This window comes from Streptomyces sp. NPDC058751, assembly GCF_042746485.1.
In the GTDB taxonomy this organism is placed as follows: Bacteria; Actinomycetota; Actinomycetes; order Streptomycetales; family Streptomycetaceae; genus Streptomyces.
The window spans coordinates 142,179-160,680 of sequence record NZ_JBHYPZ010000009.1 but is presented as its reverse complement, the minus strand read 5'-3'; the positions used below and the strand labels follow the sequence as shown (position 1 = coordinate 160,680).

Annotated in this window: 20 protein-coding genes and 2 pseudogenes; 12 read left to right on the top strand and 10 right to left on the bottom strand. The window is 71.3% G+C overall.

Features of this window, described 5'->3' with window-relative positions; genetic code table 11:
* Window positions 1-48 precede the first annotated feature (48 nt).
* From ACFW6B_RS11550 to ACFW6B_RS11535, 4 genes are read right to left on the bottom strand one after another with little or no spacing between them, the layout of a single operon-like run.
* Window positions 49-1,155: an XdhC family protein gene (locus ACFW6B_RS11550; protein WP_386594545.1), complete on the bottom strand. Its 1,107-nt coding sequence runs from the start codon at window positions 1,153-1,155 to the stop codon at window positions 49-51.
* The gene (locus ACFW6B_RS11545) at window positions 1,148-3,274 is read right to left on the bottom strand and encodes a xanthine dehydrogenase family protein molybdopterin-binding subunit (protein WP_386594543.1); all 2,127 of its coding nucleotides are present in this window, start codon (window positions 3,272-3,274) and stop codon (window positions 1,148-1,150) included. Before ACFW6B_RS11545 ends, ACFW6B_RS11550 begins: the two co-directional genes overlap by 8 nt.
* Window positions 3,271-4,263: an FAD binding domain-containing protein gene (locus tag ACFW6B_RS11540; protein WP_386594541.1), complete on the bottom strand. Its 993-nt coding sequence runs from the start codon at window positions 4,261-4,263 to the stop codon at window positions 3,271-3,273. Before ACFW6B_RS11540 ends, ACFW6B_RS11545 begins: the two co-directional genes overlap by 4 nt.
* Complete coding sequence (locus tag ACFW6B_RS11535; protein WP_386594539.1) at window positions 4,260-4,844, bottom strand: (2Fe-2S)-binding protein; 585 nt, start codon at window positions 4,842-4,844, stop codon at window positions 4,260-4,262. The genes ACFW6B_RS11540 and ACFW6B_RS11535 overlap by 4 nt, the downstream gene beginning before the upstream one ends.
* A gap of 335 nt (window positions 4,845-5,179) precedes the next feature.
* Between ACFW6B_RS11535 and ACFW6B_RS11530 the strand changes: the two genes are divergently transcribed.
* Window positions 5,180-5,791 carry a TetR/AcrR family transcriptional regulator gene (locus ACFW6B_RS11530; protein ID WP_386594537.1) on the top strand — a complete coding sequence of 204 codons (612 nt, stop codon included), beginning with the start codon at window positions 5,180-5,182 and terminating at the stop codon, window positions 5,789-5,791.
* 67 nt (window positions 5,792-5,858) lie between these two features.
* Here the strand turns inward: ACFW6B_RS11530 and ACFW6B_RS11525 are convergent, their stop codons facing one another.
* Complete coding sequence (locus tag ACFW6B_RS11525) at window positions 5,859-6,584, bottom strand: carbon-nitrogen hydrolase family protein (RefSeq protein ID WP_386594535.1); 726 nt, start codon at window positions 6,582-6,584, stop codon at window positions 5,859-5,861.
* A gap of 171 nt (window positions 6,585-6,755) precedes the next feature.
* On the opposite strand from ACFW6B_RS11525, the gene ACFW6B_RS11520 reads away from it, so the two are divergent.
* Complete coding sequence (locus ACFW6B_RS11520; RefSeq protein WP_386594533.1) at window positions 6,756-8,375, top strand: alpha-amylase family glycosyl hydrolase; 1,620 nt, start codon at window positions 6,756-6,758, stop codon at window positions 8,373-8,375.
* On the opposite strand, the gene ACFW6B_RS11515 is transcribed toward ACFW6B_RS11520, so the two are convergent.
* Both ACFW6B_RS11515 and ACFW6B_RS11510 read right to left on the bottom strand, forming a co-directional pair.
* A complete protein-coding gene (locus ACFW6B_RS11515) occupies window positions 8,358-8,663 on the bottom strand; it encodes a sulfurtransferase TusA family protein (protein WP_386594660.1) in 306 nt (101 codons plus the stop codon). The two genes, ACFW6B_RS11520 and ACFW6B_RS11515, sit on opposite strands and share 18 nt — an antisense overlap.
* 1 nt (window position 8,664) lies before the next feature.
* Window positions 8,665-9,359, bottom strand: a pseudogene (locus ACFW6B_RS11510) (MFS transporter); the annotation flags it as partial.
* 554 nt (window positions 9,360-9,913) lie between these two features.
* Here ACFW6B_RS11510 and ACFW6B_RS11505 point away from each other — a divergent pair.
* The 8 genes and pseudogenes from ACFW6B_RS11505 to ACFW6B_RS11470 form a co-directional block, all read left to right on the top strand.
* Entirely contained in the window at window positions 9,914-10,336 is a 423-nt protein-coding gene (locus ACFW6B_RS11505) for a DUF6153 family protein (protein ID WP_386594531.1), read from the top strand.
* A 102-nt stretch (window positions 10,337-10,438) separates the two neighbouring features.
* Window positions 10,439-11,107 carry a DUF305 domain-containing protein gene (locus tag ACFW6B_RS11500; protein WP_386594529.1) on the top strand — a complete coding sequence of 223 codons (669 nt, stop codon included), beginning with the start codon at window positions 10,439-10,441 and terminating at the stop codon, window positions 11,105-11,107.
* A gap of 171 nt (window positions 11,108-11,278) precedes the next feature.
* Window positions 11,279-11,788, top strand: a complete 510-nt coding sequence (locus ACFW6B_RS11495) for a DUF4396 domain-containing protein (RefSeq protein ID WP_386594527.1) — start codon at window positions 11,279-11,281, stop codon at window positions 11,786-11,788.
* A gap of 269 nt (window positions 11,789-12,057) precedes the next feature.
* The gene (locus ACFW6B_RS11490) at window positions 12,058-12,465 is read left to right on the top strand and encodes a hypothetical protein (protein ID WP_386594525.1); all 408 of its coding nucleotides are present in this window, start codon (window positions 12,058-12,060) and stop codon (window positions 12,463-12,465) included.
* A gap of 224 nt (window positions 12,466-12,689) precedes the next feature.
* Window positions 12,690-13,163, top strand: a complete 474-nt coding sequence (locus tag ACFW6B_RS11485; protein WP_386594524.1) for a hypothetical protein — start codon at window positions 12,690-12,692, stop codon at window positions 13,161-13,163.
* Window positions 13,160-13,615: an SUKH-4 family immunity protein gene (locus tag ACFW6B_RS11480; RefSeq protein WP_386594522.1), complete on the top strand. Its 456-nt coding sequence runs from the start codon at window positions 13,160-13,162 to the stop codon at window positions 13,613-13,615. Before ACFW6B_RS11485 ends, ACFW6B_RS11480 begins: the two co-directional genes overlap by 4 nt.
* Window positions 13,616-13,730: 115 nt before the next feature.
* Window positions 13,731-14,237, top strand: coding sequence for a DinB family protein (locus ACFW6B_RS11475; RefSeq protein WP_386594520.1), 507 nt, complete (start codon window positions 13,731-13,733; stop codon window positions 14,235-14,237).
* Window positions 14,238-14,569: 332 nt separating this feature from the next.
* Window positions 14,570-14,734, top strand: a pseudogene (locus ACFW6B_RS11470) (IS256 family transposase); the annotation flags it as partial.
* A gap of 139 nt (window positions 14,735-14,873) precedes the next feature.
* Here the strand turns inward: ACFW6B_RS11470 and ACFW6B_RS11465 are convergent.
* Window positions 14,874-15,767, bottom strand: coding sequence for a hypothetical protein (locus ACFW6B_RS11465; RefSeq protein ID WP_386594518.1), 894 nt, complete (start codon window positions 15,765-15,767; stop codon window positions 14,874-14,876).
* Between the two features lie 113 nt (window positions 15,768-15,880).
* Here ACFW6B_RS11465 and ACFW6B_RS11460 point away from each other — a divergent pair, with 113 nt between their 5' ends.
* Window positions 15,881-16,102, top strand: coding sequence for a hypothetical protein (locus tag ACFW6B_RS11460; protein WP_386594516.1), 222 nt, complete (start codon window positions 15,881-15,883; stop codon window positions 16,100-16,102).
* Window positions 16,103-16,229: 127 nt separating this feature from the next.
* Here the strand turns inward: ACFW6B_RS11460 and aac(3) are convergent, their stop codons facing one another.
* Complete coding sequence (aac(3), locus tag ACFW6B_RS11455) at window positions 16,230-17,078, bottom strand: aminoglycoside 3-N-acetyltransferase (RefSeq protein WP_386594515.1); 849 nt, start codon at window positions 17,076-17,078, stop codon at window positions 16,230-16,232.
* A gap of 208 nt (window positions 17,079-17,286) precedes the next feature.
* Here aac(3) and ACFW6B_RS11450 point away from each other — a divergent pair, with 208 nt between their 5' ends.
* Complete coding sequence (locus ACFW6B_RS11450; RefSeq protein WP_386594513.1) at window positions 17,287-17,823, top strand: hypothetical protein; 537 nt, start codon at window positions 17,287-17,289, stop codon at window positions 17,821-17,823.
* A gap of 55 nt (window positions 17,824-17,878) precedes the next feature.
* On the opposite strand, the gene ACFW6B_RS11445 is transcribed toward ACFW6B_RS11450, so the two are convergent.
* The gene (locus tag ACFW6B_RS11445; protein WP_386594511.1) at window positions 17,879-18,133 is read right to left on the bottom strand and encodes a hypothetical protein; all 255 of its coding nucleotides are present in this window, start codon (window positions 18,131-18,133) and stop codon (window positions 17,879-17,881) included.
* Between the last annotated feature and the right edge of the window lie 369 nt (window positions 18,134-18,502).

Sequence of the window (18,502 nt, the reverse complement as noted above, 5' to 3'; positions counted from 1 at the left end):
CCACTCGATTTCGTCCGTCGATCGCACGGCCGGGGCAGTGGCACGGGATCAGTGGATCGGGGTTCCCGCTCCTGTCAGGGGGCGGCCCGTTCCGCCTCTGTGGACCGCGACGATCTCCGCCGCGATCGACAGGGCGGTCTCCTCGGACGTACGGCCCTTGAGGTCGAGCCCGATGGGCGACCTGAGCCGCGCCAACTCCTCCGTACGTAAGCCCACTTCACGCAGCCTGCGGTTTCGGTCGGCGTGGGTGCGACGTGAACCCATCGCGCCCACGAAGGCGACCGGCAGCCGCAGCGCCACCTCCAGCAGGGGGACGTCGAACTTGGCGTCGTGCGTCAGGACGCACAGCACGGTCCGTTCGTCGGTCCGGGTCTCCCGCAGATAGCGGTGCGGCCAGTCCACGACGACCTCGTCCGCTTCGGGAAAACGGGCCCGCGTGGTGAAGACCGGCCGGGCGTCGCACACCGTGACGTGGTAGCCCAGGAACTTCCCGGCCCGCACGAGAGCCGCGGCGAAGTCGATCGCGCCGAACACGATCATCCGTGGTGGCGGCGTACGGGCCTCCACGAGCAGGGTGGGTCCGCCGGGGCGGTGCGATCCGTCCGGCGACAGGCCGGCCGTACCCGTGCGGCCCGCGTCGAGCGCGGCCCGGGCCTGCGCCGCGGCCGTGCGGTCGAGGTCCTCGTGGATCCCGAGGCCGCCTTCGGTGGAGCCGTCGCCGTGGACGAGCAGGGCGGCGCCGAGGTGTTCGGGCCGCCCGTCGACCACTCGGGCCAGGGCGACCGGCTCGCCCCTCTCCACGGCGTTCGACGCGGATCGCAGCAGTGCCCTGACCGGCGTGCCGGCGAACACAGGGGTGACCATCACGTCGAGGACGCCGCCGCAGGTCAGGCCCACGGCGAAGGCGTCCTCGTCGCTGTAGCCGAACCGCTCCACGACGCTCTGCCCGGTCTCCAGCGCCTGAGTGCACAGCTCGTGGACCGCGCCCTCGACGCAGCCGCCCGACACCGAGCCGATGACGGTGCCGGCCCGGTCCACGGCGAGGGCGGCACCGGGACCGCGTGGTGCGCTGCCGCTGACGGACACGACGGTGGCGACGGCGACGTCACGGCCGTCGTCGAGCCAGTCCTTCAGTTCCGGGAGCAGGTCAAGCATCGTCGCCCGCCGCCGTGAGGACGCGGTCCGGGCGGATGGGCAGGTGGCGCTGCCGTACGCCCGTGGCGTGCCAGACCGCGTTGGCGACGGCGGCCGCGGCACCGACGATGCCCACCTCGCCGATGCCCTTGATGCCGACCGGGTCGTCGGGGTCGGCGTCGTCCACCCAGTCCGCCTCGATGCGCGGGACGTCGGCGTGTGTGGCCACGTGATAGCCGGCCAGGTCGGCGCCGACCGGGCCGCCGAACGCCGGATCGCGCACGGCCTCCTCGTGCAGGGCCATGGAGATGCCCCAGATCATTCCGCCGGTGAACTGGCCGCGCGCGGTCAGCGGGTTGACGATGCGGCCCGCGGCGAAGACGCCGAGCATGCGGCGCACGCGCACCTCGCCCGTGGCCGGGTCCACGGCGACCTCGGCGAACTGGGCGCCGTAGGAGTGCCGTTCCATGTTCGTGAGCGCCGCGATCTGGGCGGTGGTGTCCGAACGCACGGTGATTCCCTCGGCGGGGATCACCGCGCCGGGAACGAGGCGCTCCCGCAGGGTGGCGGCGGCCGCGGTGACGGCCAGGGACCAGGAGCGGGTGCCCATCGAACCGCCGGCGATCATCGCGAAGCCGAAGTCGCTGTCCCCGATCCGCACGGTCACCCGGTCGGGTGTGACGTCGAGGGCGTCGGCGGCGACGAGGGTGAGCGCGGTCCGGGCGCCCGTTCCGATGTCGGCGGCCGATATCCGCACGGTGAAGCGGCCGTCGGCCTCGGCGGTGATGGCGGCCGTGGAGGGGGCTGTGCCCGCGGGGAAGGACGCGGCGGCGGTGCCGGTGCCCAGCAGCCAGCGGCCGTCGCGCCGCGCACGGGGGCGGGGATCGCGCCGGTCCCAGCCGAAGCGGCGGGCGCCCTCGTCGAAGCAGGCCCGCAGGTTGCGGCCGGCGAAGGGCAGGCCCGAGACGGGGCCCTTGTCGGGCTCGTTGCGCAGGCGCAGTTCGATCGGGTCGATCCCGCACTTCTCGGCGAGTTCGTCGAGCGCGGACTCCAGGGCGAAGGCTCCCGGCGCCTCACCGGGCGCGCGCATGAAGGTGGGGCTGGGTACGTCGAGCCGTACGACGCGGTTCTCGGTGTGGTGGGCGTCGGCGTCGTACATCGTCCGTGCCACACCGGCGCTCGGCTCGACGAACTCGTAGACCGTGGCGGTCCGGCTCACCGAGCGGTGGTCCAGGGCGCGCAGCCGCCCGTCGGCGTCGGCTCCGAGCCTGATCCGCTGGACCGTGGGGCTGCGGTGGCCGGCCAGGGCGAACATCTGGGACCGGGTCAGGGCCACGCGCACCGGCCGGCCGAGGACCGTGGCGGCCATCACGGCCGCCACCTGGTGGGCGCGTACGCCCTTGCTGCCGAATCCGCCGCCGACGTGCTCCGAACGCACGCGCACCGACGCGGGATCCAGTGAGAACAGGTTGGCCAGTTCGCCGACCACCCAGGTGGCGCCCTGGTTGGAGTCGACCACTTCCAGGCGGCCGTCCTCCCAGCGGGCGGTCGCGGCGTGGGGCTCCATGGGGTGGTGGTGTTCTTCCGGGGTGGTGTACTCCTCGTCCACGACGGCGGCCGACGCGGCCAGTTCGGCTTCCAGGTCGCCCTTGTCCGTCACCCCGGGCATGTGACCGTCCGCGGGGTAGGAGTCCGGGTGGTCCCCGTGGAAGTCGGTGTCGTGCGGCAGCACCTCGTAGTCGACGACCAGGGCTTCGGCCGCTTCCCGTGCCTGCTCGGGCGTCTCCGCGACGACGAGGGCCACCGGCCAGCCCAGGTGGGGCACGGTGTCGTTCTGGAAGACGGCGCAGGTGGGGTCGGGCCTGATGCCCATCAGGCCGGCGTAGTCGGTGTTCAGGCGTGGGGCGCCGCGGTGGTCCAGGACGGTGAGGACACCGGGCATCCCGAGGACGGGTGCGCTCGCGATGTCACGGATGCGGCCCCGCGCGACGGTGGACAGCACCAGCCATCCGTGGCCGAGTCCGGTGAAGGGGACGTCACCCGCGTAGCGGGCGGCGCCGGTGACCTTGTCCCGCCCTTCCACCCGCACGTGGGCGGTGCCGACCGCCCGTACGGCGGTCTTCCGTACGGTGGTGGTCATCGTGCGGCCTCCTCGCCGAGCTCACTGAGCACGGCCACGGTCAGGTTGCGCATCAAGGTCACCTTGTATCCGTTGTGCGGCAGCGGCCGGGCCGCCTCCAGTTCGGCCTCGGCGGCGGCCGCGTACGTCTCGGCGGTCGCGGGCGCCCCGATCAGGGTCCGCTCGGCTGTCCGGGCGCGCCAGGGCCGGGAGGCGACCGCGCCGAACGCGAGGCGTGCGTCGCGCACGATCCCGTCGCGGATGTCGAGCGCGGCGGCGACGGAGCCGATCGCGAAGGCGTAGGAGGCCCGTTCGCGTACCTTGCGGTACCGGGAGCGGGCCGCGACCGGCAGCGGCGGCAGTGAGACACCGGTGATCAGCGCGCCCGCCGGCAGGGCCGTCTCGCGGTCCGGTGCGTCGGCGACGGGCAGGTACAGCTGCTCCAGCGGCAACTCGCCCCGCCCATCGGCGGTTTCGTAGTGCACGACGGCGTCGAGGGCGGCCAGGGCGACGGCCATGTCCGAGGGGTGCACGGCCACGCAGCTCTCGGAGGCGCCGAGGATGGCGTGGTTGCGGTGCTCGCCGCCGAGGGCCGGACAGCCGCTGCCGGGGTCGCGTTTGTTGCACGGCTTGGCCGTGTCGGTGAAGTAGGCGCAGCGGGTGCGCTGGAGGAGGTTGCCGCCGACCGTGGCCATGTTGCGCAGCTGGCCGGAGGCACCGGCGAGCACGGCCTGGGTCAGCATCGGACAGCGGCTGCGGATGTCGGGGTGGGCGGCGAGATCGCCGTTGGTGACGGTCGCGCCGACGAGAAGTCCGCCGTCCGGGGTCGACTCGACGCGGTCCAGGGGCAGTTGTCGTACGTCGACGAGACGGGAGGGGCGCTCCACGCCGCTCTTCATCAGGTCGACCAGGTTGGTGCCGCCGGCGAGGTAGCGCGCGTCCGGATCGGCGTCGAGGAGGGCGACGGCACCCGGAACGTCGGGAGCCTTGCGGTAGTCGAACTCCTTCACGCTGCGGCCTCCCCGGACCGCGCCGACGTGTCCGCCGCCGACGGGGCGCCGACGGCGGCGTCGGCGGCTCGTGCGACGGCCTCGACGATCGACGTGTACGCGCTGCACCGGCACAGGTTGCCGCTCATCCGCTCACGGATCTCCTCGGGGGTCAGCGGTGCCGGGCCGGCTGCCGGACGTACGTCCCCGGAAGCGGCGCTCGGCCATCCGGCGGCGTGTTCCGCGAGCATGCCGATCGCCGAACAGATCTGCCCGGGCGTGCAGTAGCCGCACTGGTAGCCGTCGAGATCGAGGAACGCCTGCTGGACCGGGTGCAGCCGGCCGCCGGTCGCCACGCCTTCGACGGTGGTGATCTCACGCCCTTCGGCCGCGACCGCGAACTGCAGGCAGGCCACTGTCCTGCGGCCGTCGACCAGAACGGTGCAGGCACCGCACTGGCCTTGGTCGCAGCCCTTCTTCGTGCCGGTCAGGTCGAGCCGCTCGCGCAGGGCGTCGAGCAGGGTGGTGCGGTGGTCGACGGGCAGCGTGTGCTTCTCGCCGTTGACGTGCAGGGTGATGACGCTGGACGTCGATAAACCCATGAGCAACTTCTTTCAGGTGTGCCGTACTTGGGGTGTGCCGGCCTCGGTACCGAGGCCGGGTGGCTTCTTGGCGTGCGCCTGCAGCGATGGCAGCGTCGCCAACAGCGCGACACCGCAGGCGACATGGAGTGCGTGAGGGAGTGAGGCGTTCGGGTGGAACGAACGCGGCAGGGCCACCCATGAGCAGCCCCGACGGCCTCGGCGGGCTGACGTGCGGACCGTGGCTGCGGCTAGGCTGGGCCCGAACCGGACAGCCGTCCACTACCCGGAAACGTAACGGACAGCTGTCCGCTTATCAAGGACGCTATCCGGCCACATGACTTGAGGAGCGACGAGTGCGGCACGAGAAGGACCCCCCTCTGCGCTCGGACGCGCAACGCAACCGCGAACGCATCCTCCGCATCGCCCTGCACGAGCTGACACAGCGTCCGGACGCACCGCTCAGCGCCATCGCCAAGAAGGCCGGTGTCGGCCAGGGCACGCTCTACCGGAACTTCCCCAACCGCGAGACCCTCGTCCTGGAGATCTACCGCCACGAGATGCGGCAGGTCGCCGACAGCGCGCCCCGGCTCCTCCAGGAGTTCCCACCGCACCAGGCCCTGCGCGTCTGGATGGACCGGCTGGCCGAGTTCGCCATGACCAAAGCCGGTCTGGCCGACGCGATCCGCCTCGCCACCAGTGCGCCCGGAGGCCCCTCGAGGCCCTCTCCCACGCCGGTGACCGAGGCGGCCGAACTCCTGCTGCGCGCCGGCGAGGAGGCGGGCACCATCCGCCCCGGGGTCACCGCCGACGACTTCGTCCTCGCCATCGCGGGCCTGTGGCAGATGACGCCGGAAGAGGGCTGGCGGCCGCGCGCCACCCGCCTCCTCGACCTCGTCATGGACGGGTTGCGGGCAGGCGCCCCCCGGCCGCACCCCATCGTCGAGCAGCACGGACACCCGGGCTGAGCGCATCCGGCCGTGGACGCCGACGGCGGTGCGACGCCGGCCGGGCGGGCGGGGATCGAACCGCCCGTCAGTCGAGCAGGGCCGCCGTGATCTCGCCCGCGTCACAACCGGCCTGGGCGACCAGCTCTCCGCTCCGCCCCCAGACGCCCGAGCCGCCGGAGGTCCGCGCGTAGGAGCCGCTGGGGCCGGCTGCGGTGGAGAGAACGACCCAGACGCCGTGGGCGGCGGCGCGCTCCCGCACATGGGCGTCCCGGCGGGCCGCGGAGTCGGGTCCAGGCCCGTAGAGGGTGCTCGCCACGTAGGCGTCGATGCCGAGCGCCGCCGTGTCGGCGGCGTGCTCGGGCACGGCGGCGTCGTAGCAGATGGCCAGTCCGAGCCTCCAGCCGTCGACGGTGATCACCGCCGGTTTCCCGCCGGGGCTGAACCGGTCGAACTCGGCCCCGTGCAACCACATCTTCCGGTACACCACCGTCACGCCGTCACCGGTCACGGCCAGAGTGGCGATGTGGTCGCGACCGTCCTCGTCACTGACCGGCGCGCCGACCAGCGCCACCGAGCCGACGGCACGGCAAGCGTCCACCAAGGGCCCGAGACGACCGTCGTCCACGGCCAGCGAGGGCGCGTCGAGGTCGTATCCGGTGAGGGAGAACTCGGGGAAGACCACCAGTCGCGCGTTCGCCCGCCCGACGGCCCGCGCGTGTTCCCCGACGTTCGCCGGGACATCCGCTCCGGCCCACACCGGCTGGACGGCGGCCACCGCCAGCGGCTCCCTCTTCGTTCCACTCGTCTCCACACCATGGATTGTCCAGGCCCCGGCCGCACCGTCCGGAACCGGCCCGCCGGACGGAACAGGCGCTTTCCCGGGCCAGGTCCCGCACCCGCGCCCGCGGCACGATGGCCGACGGCGGCCGAACGGCGACCCGCGGGGCAGCGGACACCCGGTGCGCTGATCTATCGTCCCGGTATGACCTCGTTCCGCCCCGCCCCCGCATGGCTGGCCGACGCCGTCTTCTACCAGATCTATCCGCAGTCGTTCGCCGACTCCGACGGCGACGGCATCGGCGACTTCGACGGAATCACCGAGCGCCTCGACCACCTCGCGTGGCTGGGCGTCAACGCCGTATGGCTCAACCCGTGTTTCGTGTCCCCGTTCGGCGACGCCGGGTACGACGTCGCCGACTACCTGCGCGTCGCACCCCGCTACGGCTCCTCCGACGGCCTCGCCCGCCTCGTCGACGCGGCGGGCCGCCGCGGCATCCGCGTGCTCCTCGACCTCGTGGCGGGCCACACCTCCGACCAGCACCCCTGGTTCCGGGCCGCGATGGACGATCCGGCCGACGACCGGTACATCTGGGCACCCGAGGGACACGCGCCGGACGGATTCGTCCCCTCCCCCGGGACCCGCCAGGGGTCGTACCTGCCGAACTTCTTCGCCTTCCAGCCCGCCCTCAACTTCGGTTACGGGCGCGCCCGTCCGGACGAGCCCTGGCGGCTGCCGGTCGACGCGCCGGGCCCGCGCGCCAACCGCGCCGCGCTGCGCACGGTGATGGACCACTGGCTGGGGCTCGGAGTGGCCGGCTTCCGCGTGGACATGGCCGCCTCGCTCGTGAAGGACGACCCGGACAAGCGGGAGACTGCCGCGATCTGGAGGGAGTTGAGGCACTGGCTGGACGGCGCGCACCCGGAGGCCGTGCTGCTCGCTGAGTGGGGCGACCCCGAGGTGTCCGTCCCGGCGGGGTTCCACGCGGACTTCTTCCTCCAGTTCGGCGGCCCCTCCGACGGGCTCGCCCTGCGCTCGTTGTGGAGCAACGGCGAGGGCACGGTCAACGAGGCCTGGGATCCGCTCGACTGCTTCTTCGACGCCGGGGGCCGCGGCTCACCGCGCCCGTTCCTGGACGCCTGGCGCGGTGCGGCCGACGCGCTCGGCGAGCGGGGGTTCATCTCGCTGCCGACCGCCAACCACGACTTCTCCCGCCTCAACTGCGGTCCGCGCACGGCCGGTCAGCTGCCCGTCGCCTTCGTCTTCCAGCTCACCTGGCCGACGCTCCCGGCGATCTACTACGGCGACGAGATCGGCATGCGCTACGTCCCCGGGCTGCCCGAGAAGGAGGGAAGCGTGCTGGGCCCGCGCTACAACCGCGCGGGTTCCCGTACGCCGATGCAGTGGGACGAGGGCCCCAACGCCGGTTTCTCCACGGCCCCCGCCGACCGCCTGTACCTGCCCCTCGACCCGGCCCCGGACCGCCCGACGGTGGCCGCCCAACGGGCCGACGAAACCTCGCTCCTGCACCTCGTACGCCGTCTGGTCGCGTTGCGCACCGGCGCGCCGGAGCTGGGACCGGCCGGCTCGGTCGAGGTGGTGCACGCCGGGTACCCGTTCGTGTACGTGCGGGGCGGCAGGTATCTCGTCGTGGTCAACCCACGCCGGGAGCAGGCGAGTTGTTCGGTGGAGCGGGTCACCGGCGTCCGCGTCCTGGAGTCGGACGGCGTCGGGATCGACGTCGGTACGGTGAGCGCCCGGGGATTCGGCTACGGCGTCTTCGAACTCGTCGGCACGCGGGGCGGGTCAGCTCCCCAGGCGTAGCCCGGCGAGCCGGACGTCCGGAGTGTTCGGGACGGCTTCGGCACGCGGGGACACCGGCGCGGTGCCCGGACCGGTGGCGGGGTGCCATGGCGCGTCGGCCCGGGTGGGCGGTGTGTCGGCGGCCGGTCGGAGCGGGGCGGCCGGGTCGGTGGTGATGACGTGGACGACGGTGCCCGGTCGGGCACCGTCGATCTCCTCGCGCAGGCGCAGCAGGAGGGTGACGCGGAGCAGGCCGGTGCCGTCGACGGTGAGACAGGGCGATGGAGTCGCAGGATTGGCGGGGTTCATCGGCGGTCGCGGCGACGGCGGGCAGGAGGGCGAGGGAGAGGATGCCGCCGGTGAGGGCGAGGGCGGGGTAGCTGGTGGCGGCGACCATGATGCCGGAGGTGATGCCGCCCATGGCTCCGGCGATGGCGATGGAGACGTCGACCAGGCCCTGGGTCTTGGCCCGGGTGGCGAGCGGGACGGTGTCGGTGATGATCGCGGTGCCGGAGACGAGACCGAGGTTCCAGCCGAGGCCGAGCAGGGCGAGCGCGAGCGCGAGCAGGGCGACGGAGTCGTCGGGGGCTGCGGCGGCAAGGAGGGTGATGCCGGAGGCGGCGGCGATCTTCATGCGGCCGTGGCGGTCGACGAGCCGGCCGGTGAGGGGTGAGGGCAGGTACATGGCGCCGATGTGGACGGCGATGACGAGGCCGGAGGCTGCGGTGCCGTGGCCGTGGTCGTGCATGTGGACCGGCGTCATCGTCATGATCGCGACCATGACGAGCTGGTGAGGACCATGACCAGCGCGCCGAGGACCACGCCTCCGCGGCCCTCGCCGGTGTCATCGGTGCCGGCGGCGGCCGGGTCGGTGGCGGCGGCTTCCTCGGCCTGGGCGAGGGTACGGGCCAGCAGCAGCGGGTCGGGGCGCAACCAGAGGGCGAGGACGAGTGCGGCCAGCGCGTAGGCGGCGCCGGAGAGGATGAAGGGCCCGGCGTACAGGGGCCCGGCCGGAGTGAGCACGGCAAGGCGGCTCCCGTCGTCCGGGTGGACGGCGGTGACGGGTGTGTTCAGCCGCAGAGTGCCGGTGGGCAGGGCAGGGGCTGCGGCCAGGCCGGAGGCGCCCGCGCCGATCACGATCACGTCGTGGGTGTCCCGGAGGGGCATGCGACGTCCATCAGGTCCTCCACGGCTTTGAGACCGCGGCCGACGCCGAGGCACACCTGCTCAGCGGCCTGTTCACCCGCGACGTGGTCGGCGGCCTGCCACCGCTGCCGGAGACGGATTCCCGCCACCGGACACGCCCTCTTCCCGATCCGCTCGGCGGCTCAGCGGGGTGTCGCCCCCTCATGTCCTGCGGGAGCTCGGTCCGCCTCCGTTCGAGCGGAGGCGGACCGAGCTCCTCCAGGGCGACGGTGCCCCCGCCCGGGCGAGCGGCGCGCCCGGGGATTCGGTCACGGCGTCTTCGAACTCTCCGGCGCACGAGACGGATTGAACGACCGCCGTTCCCTGCGGAGCGTTTGGCTGCCGGACCGGAGAAGATCTTCTACGATGAGCTCATGATCTCCAGCGCCCGCACCGGTTCCGGGGCGAGCTCCGTGCGCTGGATGTGGCTGGTCCTGGCCCTGGTCGCGGGGGTGCTGGGCATGCACGCCCTGTCCCCCGCCGGTATGCCGGCTGCGGGCCGGCACGACGTGATGATGTCGGCCGAGTCCCCCGGGCACCGCCCCGCACCCGTCCATGTCGCCGGAGCGGACTGCCGTCATCTGTCCGACGCGCACGACGGCGGCATGACCATGGACCACGCCGGCGGGACATGCGCGGCGGGCGGTACGTCCACCGCTTACGTTCCGCCCGCCCTGACGCCCGGCCTGGCCGTTCGTGTCGGATCCGTCGCGGCCGTCGGAGGCGGCCCGGCCGCCGGACCCGTCGACGGCCGCGCACCGCCCGATCTTTCCGAGTTGCAGCTCCTGCGGATCTAGAGGCTCCCGCACGCCACCCTCCTGACGGGGTGGCGCGCTCCGGCCTGCATGCATCCGTTTTCCCGCGCGTGGGCGCGGGCACTTCAAGGAGTTGCACCTCTCATGGCACCTCGCCGTTCCCTCTTCCGCCGGACTGCCGTATCGGCCGCCATCGCAACCGCAGCGACGGTGCTGGCCGCCTGCAGCAGCAGCGGTTCCTCCTCCCCGTCGTCGGAGCACACGGGCCACAGCAGGGAGGCGATGTCCACCGCCACCCCCTCGAGCACCGCGTCCGCCGCGCAGGGCGGCCACAACGCACAGGACGTCTCCTTCGCCCAAGGGATGATCCCGCACCACCGGCAGGCCGTGGCCATGGCCGAACTGGCAGCCTCGCGGGCGAAGTCACAGCAGGTGAAGGACCTGGCCGACAAGATCGAGCAGGCGCAGGATCCGGAGATCGACACCATGTCCGAATGGCTGAGGACCTGGGGCGCGAAGGTCCCGGACGCCGGCATGGAAGGCATGGAGGGCATGGAGGGCATGGATCACTCCGGCTCTCCGATGCCGGGCATGATGTCGGACGATGAGATGGACAAGCTGAAAGGCTCGTCCGGTGACGCCTTCGACAAGGCGTTCCTGCAGATGATGATCGACCATCACGAAGGCGCGATCGCGATGGCGAAGGCCGAGCGTGCCAAGGGCGCCTACGGCCCCGCCACGACGATGGCGAAGTCGATCGTCACCTCGCAGTCGTCCGAGATCACCGGCATGGACAAGATGCTCGGCGAGTAGCGGAGCACTCGACCTGCGGGCTCGGAACCGTGGCAGAACAGCCGCCCCGGGCCCGCAGGCCGACCACCCCGGCCCGAGGCGTTCACGTGAACTCGTTCCACCCACACCGGAATACCCCCAGGGGGTATACGGTTAGGAGGGTGACACGATCCGGCGAAGGGGAGGCCGACGATGGACCACACCGTGCACCAGCACCAGCACCAGCACCAGCACCAGCACCAGCACCAGCACCAGCACGATGGTTCCGGGACGTCCTGGAGCACCGCCGCCCGGGCGACGCTGCACTGCCTGACGGGCTGCGCCATCGGTGAAGTCCTCGGCATGGTCATCGGTACCGCCGCGGGCCTGCACGACGTGACCACCGTCGTCATCTCCGTCGCGCTCGCCTTCGTCTTCGGTTACGCGCTGACCATGCGCGGCGTGCTGCGTGCCGGGCTGCCGGTCCGTCAGGCGCTCAAGGTCGCGCTGGCCGCGGACACCGTGTCCATCGCCGTCATGGAAATCATCGACAACACCGTCATCGTGAGCGTGCCCGGCGCGATGGACGCCGGCCTCGACCAGTTCCTCTTCTGGGCCGCGCTCGCGTTTTCCCTGGCCGTGGCTTTCGTGCTCACCACACCGCTCAACCGGTGGATGATCAGCCGAGGCAAGGGACACGCCGTCGTACACGCCTACCACTGACACCGCCGTCCACCGCCCGGCCCGGACCTCATGGTCCGGGCCGGGCACTGGGCGGCTTCGTCCCTCCGGTGAACCGATCGGCACCACGTTCCGGCCGACCGGGTCTCGGCGAGATCGCTCATGACGTTCTCCGGAAGAGGCAACCGCAGGGTGTCCGTGCCGTCGACTCCGGGCATGGTTTCCCTCACGAGCCAGACGGGGGGGCAGTCGTGGCAGGTCATTCCTTTCCCGCAGATCACTCTGATCTCGACGGGCCGGAAGAACGAAGGATGCAGTACATCACGGCGTTGATCGAGATGGCCGGTGAAGACGCGAAGCACGTCAACATGTACGTGACTGTCTCCCTCACGGCCATCCTGGTGACCCTGACGCAGCTCCCGTTCCCGCGGCTGCTCGGCCTTGCCCTGGCTCTGCGGATCGTCTTGGCGCTGGGCGTCGCCGTGGCTCTGAGCGGGACCACGCTCTTCTTCAGGTACGTACAGGCCATACATCGAACCCGGATGGGGTTGGTCAGGTGCCTCGCATCAGGTGATGCCAAGCATGCTCGCGAGCTCTGGGCCGGCAGCATGGGTGTGTGGGCACGCCACAGAGGTCAGTACATGTGGGGAATGCGCCTGACCGTGACCGGACATGCATTCGTCGCCTTCGCCGTCACCTGGTTGTTCCTTGCCGGTTGACGGGTCTGGGGGCTGAGGCCGTAGGACCGCCCGCGTGATCAACAAAGTTCGGACGGCCAGGGCAGGCCAAGAGCCCGCGCTCCTCTCTTCAGGACGGCCTCGAGCGAGGCTGCCGTGGTGTTGCGTCCCGTGATGTGAACCGGCCGGGAGCCGGAGTGGAAGGTGAGAGGTCGGTACGCGGTGGGGCCTGCTGTACGATCTCGCCCAATTACCCAAGGGGGGAAGTGCAACAGGACCAGAATGCCGACACGGACGACCTCACGCGCGGAAGAGCATCCTTCCGAACCTGGCTGACAAGAGGAAAGTACCTCCTCTTGGAACTGGGAGCGCTGGTTCTGGCACTCGGCTTCCCTGGGTACATCACGCTGCTGCTGTCCGCATTCCCGTGCATGGCGCCCGGCCAGGATGAAACTGAAGGACGTCCGTTCGTCGTCCATCCCGCGGACTTCGACCCTGTCGTGCCTTTCGCGGTCATGGTGCTCATGGCGCTGGCCGGCATCGCGGTGTGGGGCGCCTACCGCGCGAAACCGATGGTGTGGAAGACCCAGGCAGTACTTGCTTTGGTCACTGTCGTCGCGGCGTTCGCTCTTCATGACCCTCACCCGACGTGTACGCGCTACAGCGGCGCCAGTGCTGTGACCACATGGTTTCACCAGCTTGGTGGAGTGTCGGCGGGGCGGGCTACGTTCTCGGCATGAACGATGCCGATGTCGCTTCACTCCTGGCCGGATGCGTTTGCTGCCCGTACCACGGGGTGTGGCAGGCCCCTCCTTTTGCGGAACGCACGATCAACGGCGTGCGGCACGCCCTGGTCGCGGTCGACCCGGGGTTGAGCGCGCTCGCCCTGCGGCGTGACGACGGCTCGCTGTGGTTTCTGCCCGAAGGCGATGCTCCCCGACTGGTGAACTCCGGCGTGGAGGCGTTCGTCGCCTTCAACCGCGCTTACGAGGAAGCCACCGCCGAGGCCGACGCGTACGAGGGCCCCGGCGACGACCTGAGCGAGGACGAGACCGTGGACCTGATCGAGCAGGCCGGCGACGCGCTCACCGAAGCATTGCTGGAACGGTTCAGGACACTTGACGCCGAAGCCGTCGCCGACGAGAACTCCTTCTGGCACATCGGGGCCGAGGAACTCGGCTACAGCATTTAGCGGCCACGCAGAACACCAGGGCAGGCAGCGCGACTACGAGGGGCGTCCGCCCCGCAACTGGAACGGCGTCTAAATGCCTCGACATCGGTTGCGGTGATCGGGGACGCTTCGCACGATGACCAGAATCGACGACACGCCGCCCGCGTGGGACGAGCGCACCCAGCTCACCACGTTCCTCGACTACGCCCGTGACACCGCCCGCGCCAAGTGCGACGGCGTCTCCGAGGAGAACGCCCGCAAGGCCCTCCTGCCGGGCTCACCGCTGATGACGATGAGCGGAGTGATCAATCACCTCCGCTGGGTCGAGTACTACTGGTTCCAGGTGGTCTTCCTCGGCGAGGAGGACCAGGGCCCCTGGACCGAGGAGGACCCCGACCGCGAGATGCGTATCGCCGTCGACTTCCCGCTCACGCAGTTGCTCGGCGAATACGCCGAACAAAGCGCCGGCTACCGCGAGCTGGTCGCCGGGAGCGGCCTGGACGACCGGGCCGAGCGGGCCGTCCGCGACGGCCTCCACGTCGACCTGCGCTGGATCCTCCTCCACCTCACCGAGGAGACGGCCCGCCACAACGGCCACCTGGACATCCTGCGCGAGATGCTCGACGGCACGACCGGCGACTAGGAGCTGTCCAGGCGATCACGGGCGAAGCCAGAGTCGGATCAGGGACTGTAAGACGTTCGGTGTAACTCCCGATCATGGAAGATGCATCGATGACCAGTGAGAACGTGTCCGAGTCCGGAGCCGTCGAGCCCTCGAAGGCTGTGTCGGTGAAGGCCGTGGATGACCAGTTGATCGACGAGCTGGTGCACCGGGCCCAGGCGGAGGGACTGCGGCTGACCGGTGAGGGCGGGCTGCTCCAGCAGCTGACCAAGCGGCTGCTGGAGTCCGCCCTGGAGGGCGAGATCACCGGCCACCTCGGCTACGGCAAGCACGACCCGGCGGGCAAGGACGGCGGCAACTCCCGCAACGAGCAGGCCGCGTTGAAGTGCGTCTACATGGCGATCATGTCGCTCGATCCCACCGGCAGGGGTCAGGCCCGCTGGACCATGCGCTGGAAGACCGCACTGAACGCCTTCGACATCACCTTCGACGGCCGCCTCTCAGCCGCCCGCCAGTAACCCTCGACCACCCCAGTTACACCACTCGTTTGAAAGTCCCATCCAGCGCCGTCTCCTTCGCTGTCGAGCGGCCGGTCGTCCTTCCTCACGTCCGGCGCTCATGTGGTTGAGCCAGCGTTCGTGCCCGTCAATGACGTCGTCATACGGTGTCGGCCTGCCATCTTTTGGCGCGTGGCAAAGGCACGGCACGACGTGGTCGGTCTCGGGGGCGTTCAAACACGGGAGTGGCGTTCGCGTCGTACGCCAGGGTGGAGATCACGTCGGCGTAGCCCCGGTCCAGCGCCTGCCGTTCACGGGCAGTGCGTGGGCTCGCCGGGCGCTCGGCCAGTCGCGCCACTCGTTCCTCGTGCGCCTCGGTGATCTCCTCGGCGGTCGCCCGCCAGTCGGCGTCGTCCGGTACGCGGACCAGCTCCACGCAGGCCGGTTGCGCGCCCTCGGCCAGAGCGGCGGCAGCCCGGGCATGACCGTCGAGGAGCAACCAACCGTCCAGGAAGGACACCCACCACAGCAGGACCGGGGCGAGGGTGCCCTCCCGGACGTGCTTGCGGTACGCCTTCACGCGCGAGGCGTCCGGTGCCGACAGCGGACGCAGCGGCAGGACACCGTGCCAGCCACCCCCGCAGAGCAGTTCGAGGGTGGCGTCCGGCCAGTCCTGAACGAGGTCATGATCCCAGATGCCCGGAGCGAAAGTGGAGCGCGGAGTCAGCAGCCAGCGCCCGTGGTGCAGTGGGCCGAGCCCCGTCTCCTCCAGCCACAGCGCGTATCGGTGCGGCCAGTCGGCCCCGGTCCGCATCACCGCGGCGGTCAGAGGCGGCAGTGGGGAGCGGTGGCCGGGAAGGCGGCGCAGGTGGAGGTCACGGCAGCAGCCGTCGCCCTCCGATCGGGCCTGGATCAGCGGTCGTTCGCCCTGCCGGAGGATCCACTCGCGGTCCGCGGCCCGCTCAAAGCGCAGTGAGGGCGGGCCTGACAGCCCGTCCGGTACGGCGAGGACGACACCGCCTCCCGGTAGAGGTTCCCTCGTCGCCCTGGCCATGGGATCAGTGTCGGCACGAGGGCCCCTTCCCGGCAAGGGATTACTCCGAGACCGTACGCCGAATCCCCGTTCTCCTCCGCCGTGGTCGGCCGTATCCAGTAACAGTGCTGGTCATGGAGACCGATGCGGTGTTCTGGGACTCGCTGGTGTTCGACGGGATCGACGACGTGGGCACAGAGGCGGTGACCGCCGCCTTCTGCCCGGTGCCGTACAGGAGCCGGTCGGGTCCAAGTGGCTTGGCCGGCCGGGGCCCGAGGAAGCCGTTCAGCGCCGCACTGCGCACCGACGGGCAGACCGTCTGGTTCACCGGGCACGGTCCGGGCGAACGGTGGTGAGGTTCGCCTCCGTTCGAGCGGAGGCGAACCAGTCTCACGTCGGCGTGGCGGTCCGCCGTCGAGGTGCTTCCGGGCTTCCGGGCTTCCGGCAAGAGATCACGGATGGGCGGATTCCTCTGCAGCGCGCCTACCCGCCCAGTTCGTCTTCCATCCAGGTGGTGGCGAAGTCGATGACTTCCGCGGCCTCGAACAGATGGCTGTCGGCAGCGCCGACCCTGCCCCGCCGGCCGATTCCCCCGGCGAGCATGTCCCGGGCGATGACTTCGAACGGTTCCTCCCCTTCGGGCACCGCGGCCGAGTAGTCGAAGGCCCCGTTCTCCGAGTCGATGTCGTGGAAGCGGCGCCAGACCCGTCGGCCCTGCACGAGGACGGGCTGTTCGTAGTCCACGAACCGTTTGCCGGGGACTTCGGCGAGCGCCTCGGCGTGGTGCAACAGCGTCATGGCGTCCAGGGGAGCGCCGAGCAGCAGGACCCGGCCGCCGTGGGCGACCAGCCGGGCGAGGGGGCTGTCGGGGCCATGGGGATCGTCCCAGGGGTGGTCGGTCATCAGCTCGGCCGCCGCCGCTCCAAGGGCCGCGAAACTGACGTCCGGGTGACGGCTGCGGACGGCTCCGGGCCGGCGGCGCAGCGCCTCCGGGAGGCGGCCGTTGTTGTGGTCGGCCTCGCTGAGGACCGGGTCGTAGGCGGGATGTTCCGCGCGCAGGGCGTCCTGCCAGTCCTGCGGCCAGGTGACGAAGTCATACGGGGGTGCGTCGTTCCAGCCGCAGGTCACCATGAGGGTTCCCCGCGTTCCGACGACGTCCTGGAGGGCGCCGATGACGGTCTGCGGTCCGCCCGCCACGTAGCCGATGGCGGACATGCGGGTGTGGAACATGACGACGTCGCCGTCTCCGAGACCGAGCGCGGCCAGGTCACGGCTGATCCGGCTTCGGGTCACGGGACCGCTGGAACGCTCGAGCAAGTCCATTTCGCCCATGGTCACGAACCTATCCCCGGGCCACGGACCCCGGGCAACCGAATTGACTCCTTTTGACGTCGTCCACTCGTCTTGACGTCGTCCACTCGTCGTCGGTGATCGGCCTGCCGGAGACCCCGGAGAGGAAGAACCGGGTTTCCCGGCCCGGGGGTGGACCCCCTCTCCCGGCTGCCCCATGATCAGTTCATGACGACCCGACGAAAGGCCAGTGCCGCGTAGACGGCCCGGCGCCCTGCGCGCCCGACGCTTCAGGCCCCCGCCCGCCGGCGTTCCGCCCTGGGTGGACCGGATCGACCGCCTCAGCCCGCGGACGGTGTCCGCCGTCCACCGGGCGGAGTGCCTCCACGCGGAGTCCCCGGGCCTGCTCGACCCGGACCTCCACGCCGGACATCGGCAACAGACCCCGTACACCGACCGGCTCGTGTCACCGGGGACCACCAGGGACGCTCTCGCCTCGCTGCGCCGGTTCCTCTCCGCCCCGGGCCGGTACCTGTACATGCGCCGCAACTACTGTTCCTGCACGCGCTGCGACCTGGAGTGCGATCCCGCCGTGGCCCGCGACGTCCTCGACGGGATACTCCCGCTGCTCCCCCGGTACGCCCGGCGCGACCTGGAGCACCTGCTCGCGGAACTCGACCGGGAACTGCTGCGCAGGACCCTGCCGGACGTGTTCGCGCACCGCGAGCCCTGGCGCAGGGGCGCCTGGTGGCACGAACGTCTGTACGACACGAGCGATCTGATGTGAATCCCCGGCCAGGGACGGTGCGGTCATACGGTGCCGGGCCTTCCCCTGCCGGGCGTCAACGTCGGGCCGTGCGACGGCGGACCAGCACTACCGCGCCCGCACCGGCGGCGAGGGACGCGGCGGCCGCGCCCGCCCGGGACACCGTCTCGTCGACGCGCAGAGTGAAGGCGAAGGCGAAGGCGTCGGTGGGGTTCTCGTTGACGAAGCAGTACTTGCGGGCAACGCAGTTGTAGCCGCCGGAGCCGGTCTCCTTGCACGAGCGGTCCGCCTTGGCCACCGTCGTTCCGGCGGGCAGCTCGACCAGCCTCACCGCGGGTCCGGTTCCGGGCGTGCAGGCAGCACCGGACTCGACTCCAGGAGGGGGCGTGCGCAGATGCCGTCGAGGCGTCGGCCCGGAGCCGGCAGGATCGCGAGCGGACGGCCCCGGCCGTCGCGGGCGAGGTGGATCTTTGCGGTCAGGCCCCTCGGGATCGGCCGAGGGTGTGATCGTCCGGTTCGCAGGTTGTCGCCGCGGTGGAGGAGCGCAACGGCGGCTGCCGACGGCCGTGGAGGCCCGTGGGCTGGGGCATGGCGGGGTCCGGGGCGACGCCCGCGCCCCGGCACGGCGCACGGCGCCCGCCGCCGGAAGCCGGGCGTGGAGGGCGGGAATCCGGGACCGTGCCGCCCGCCGCGCGACGCT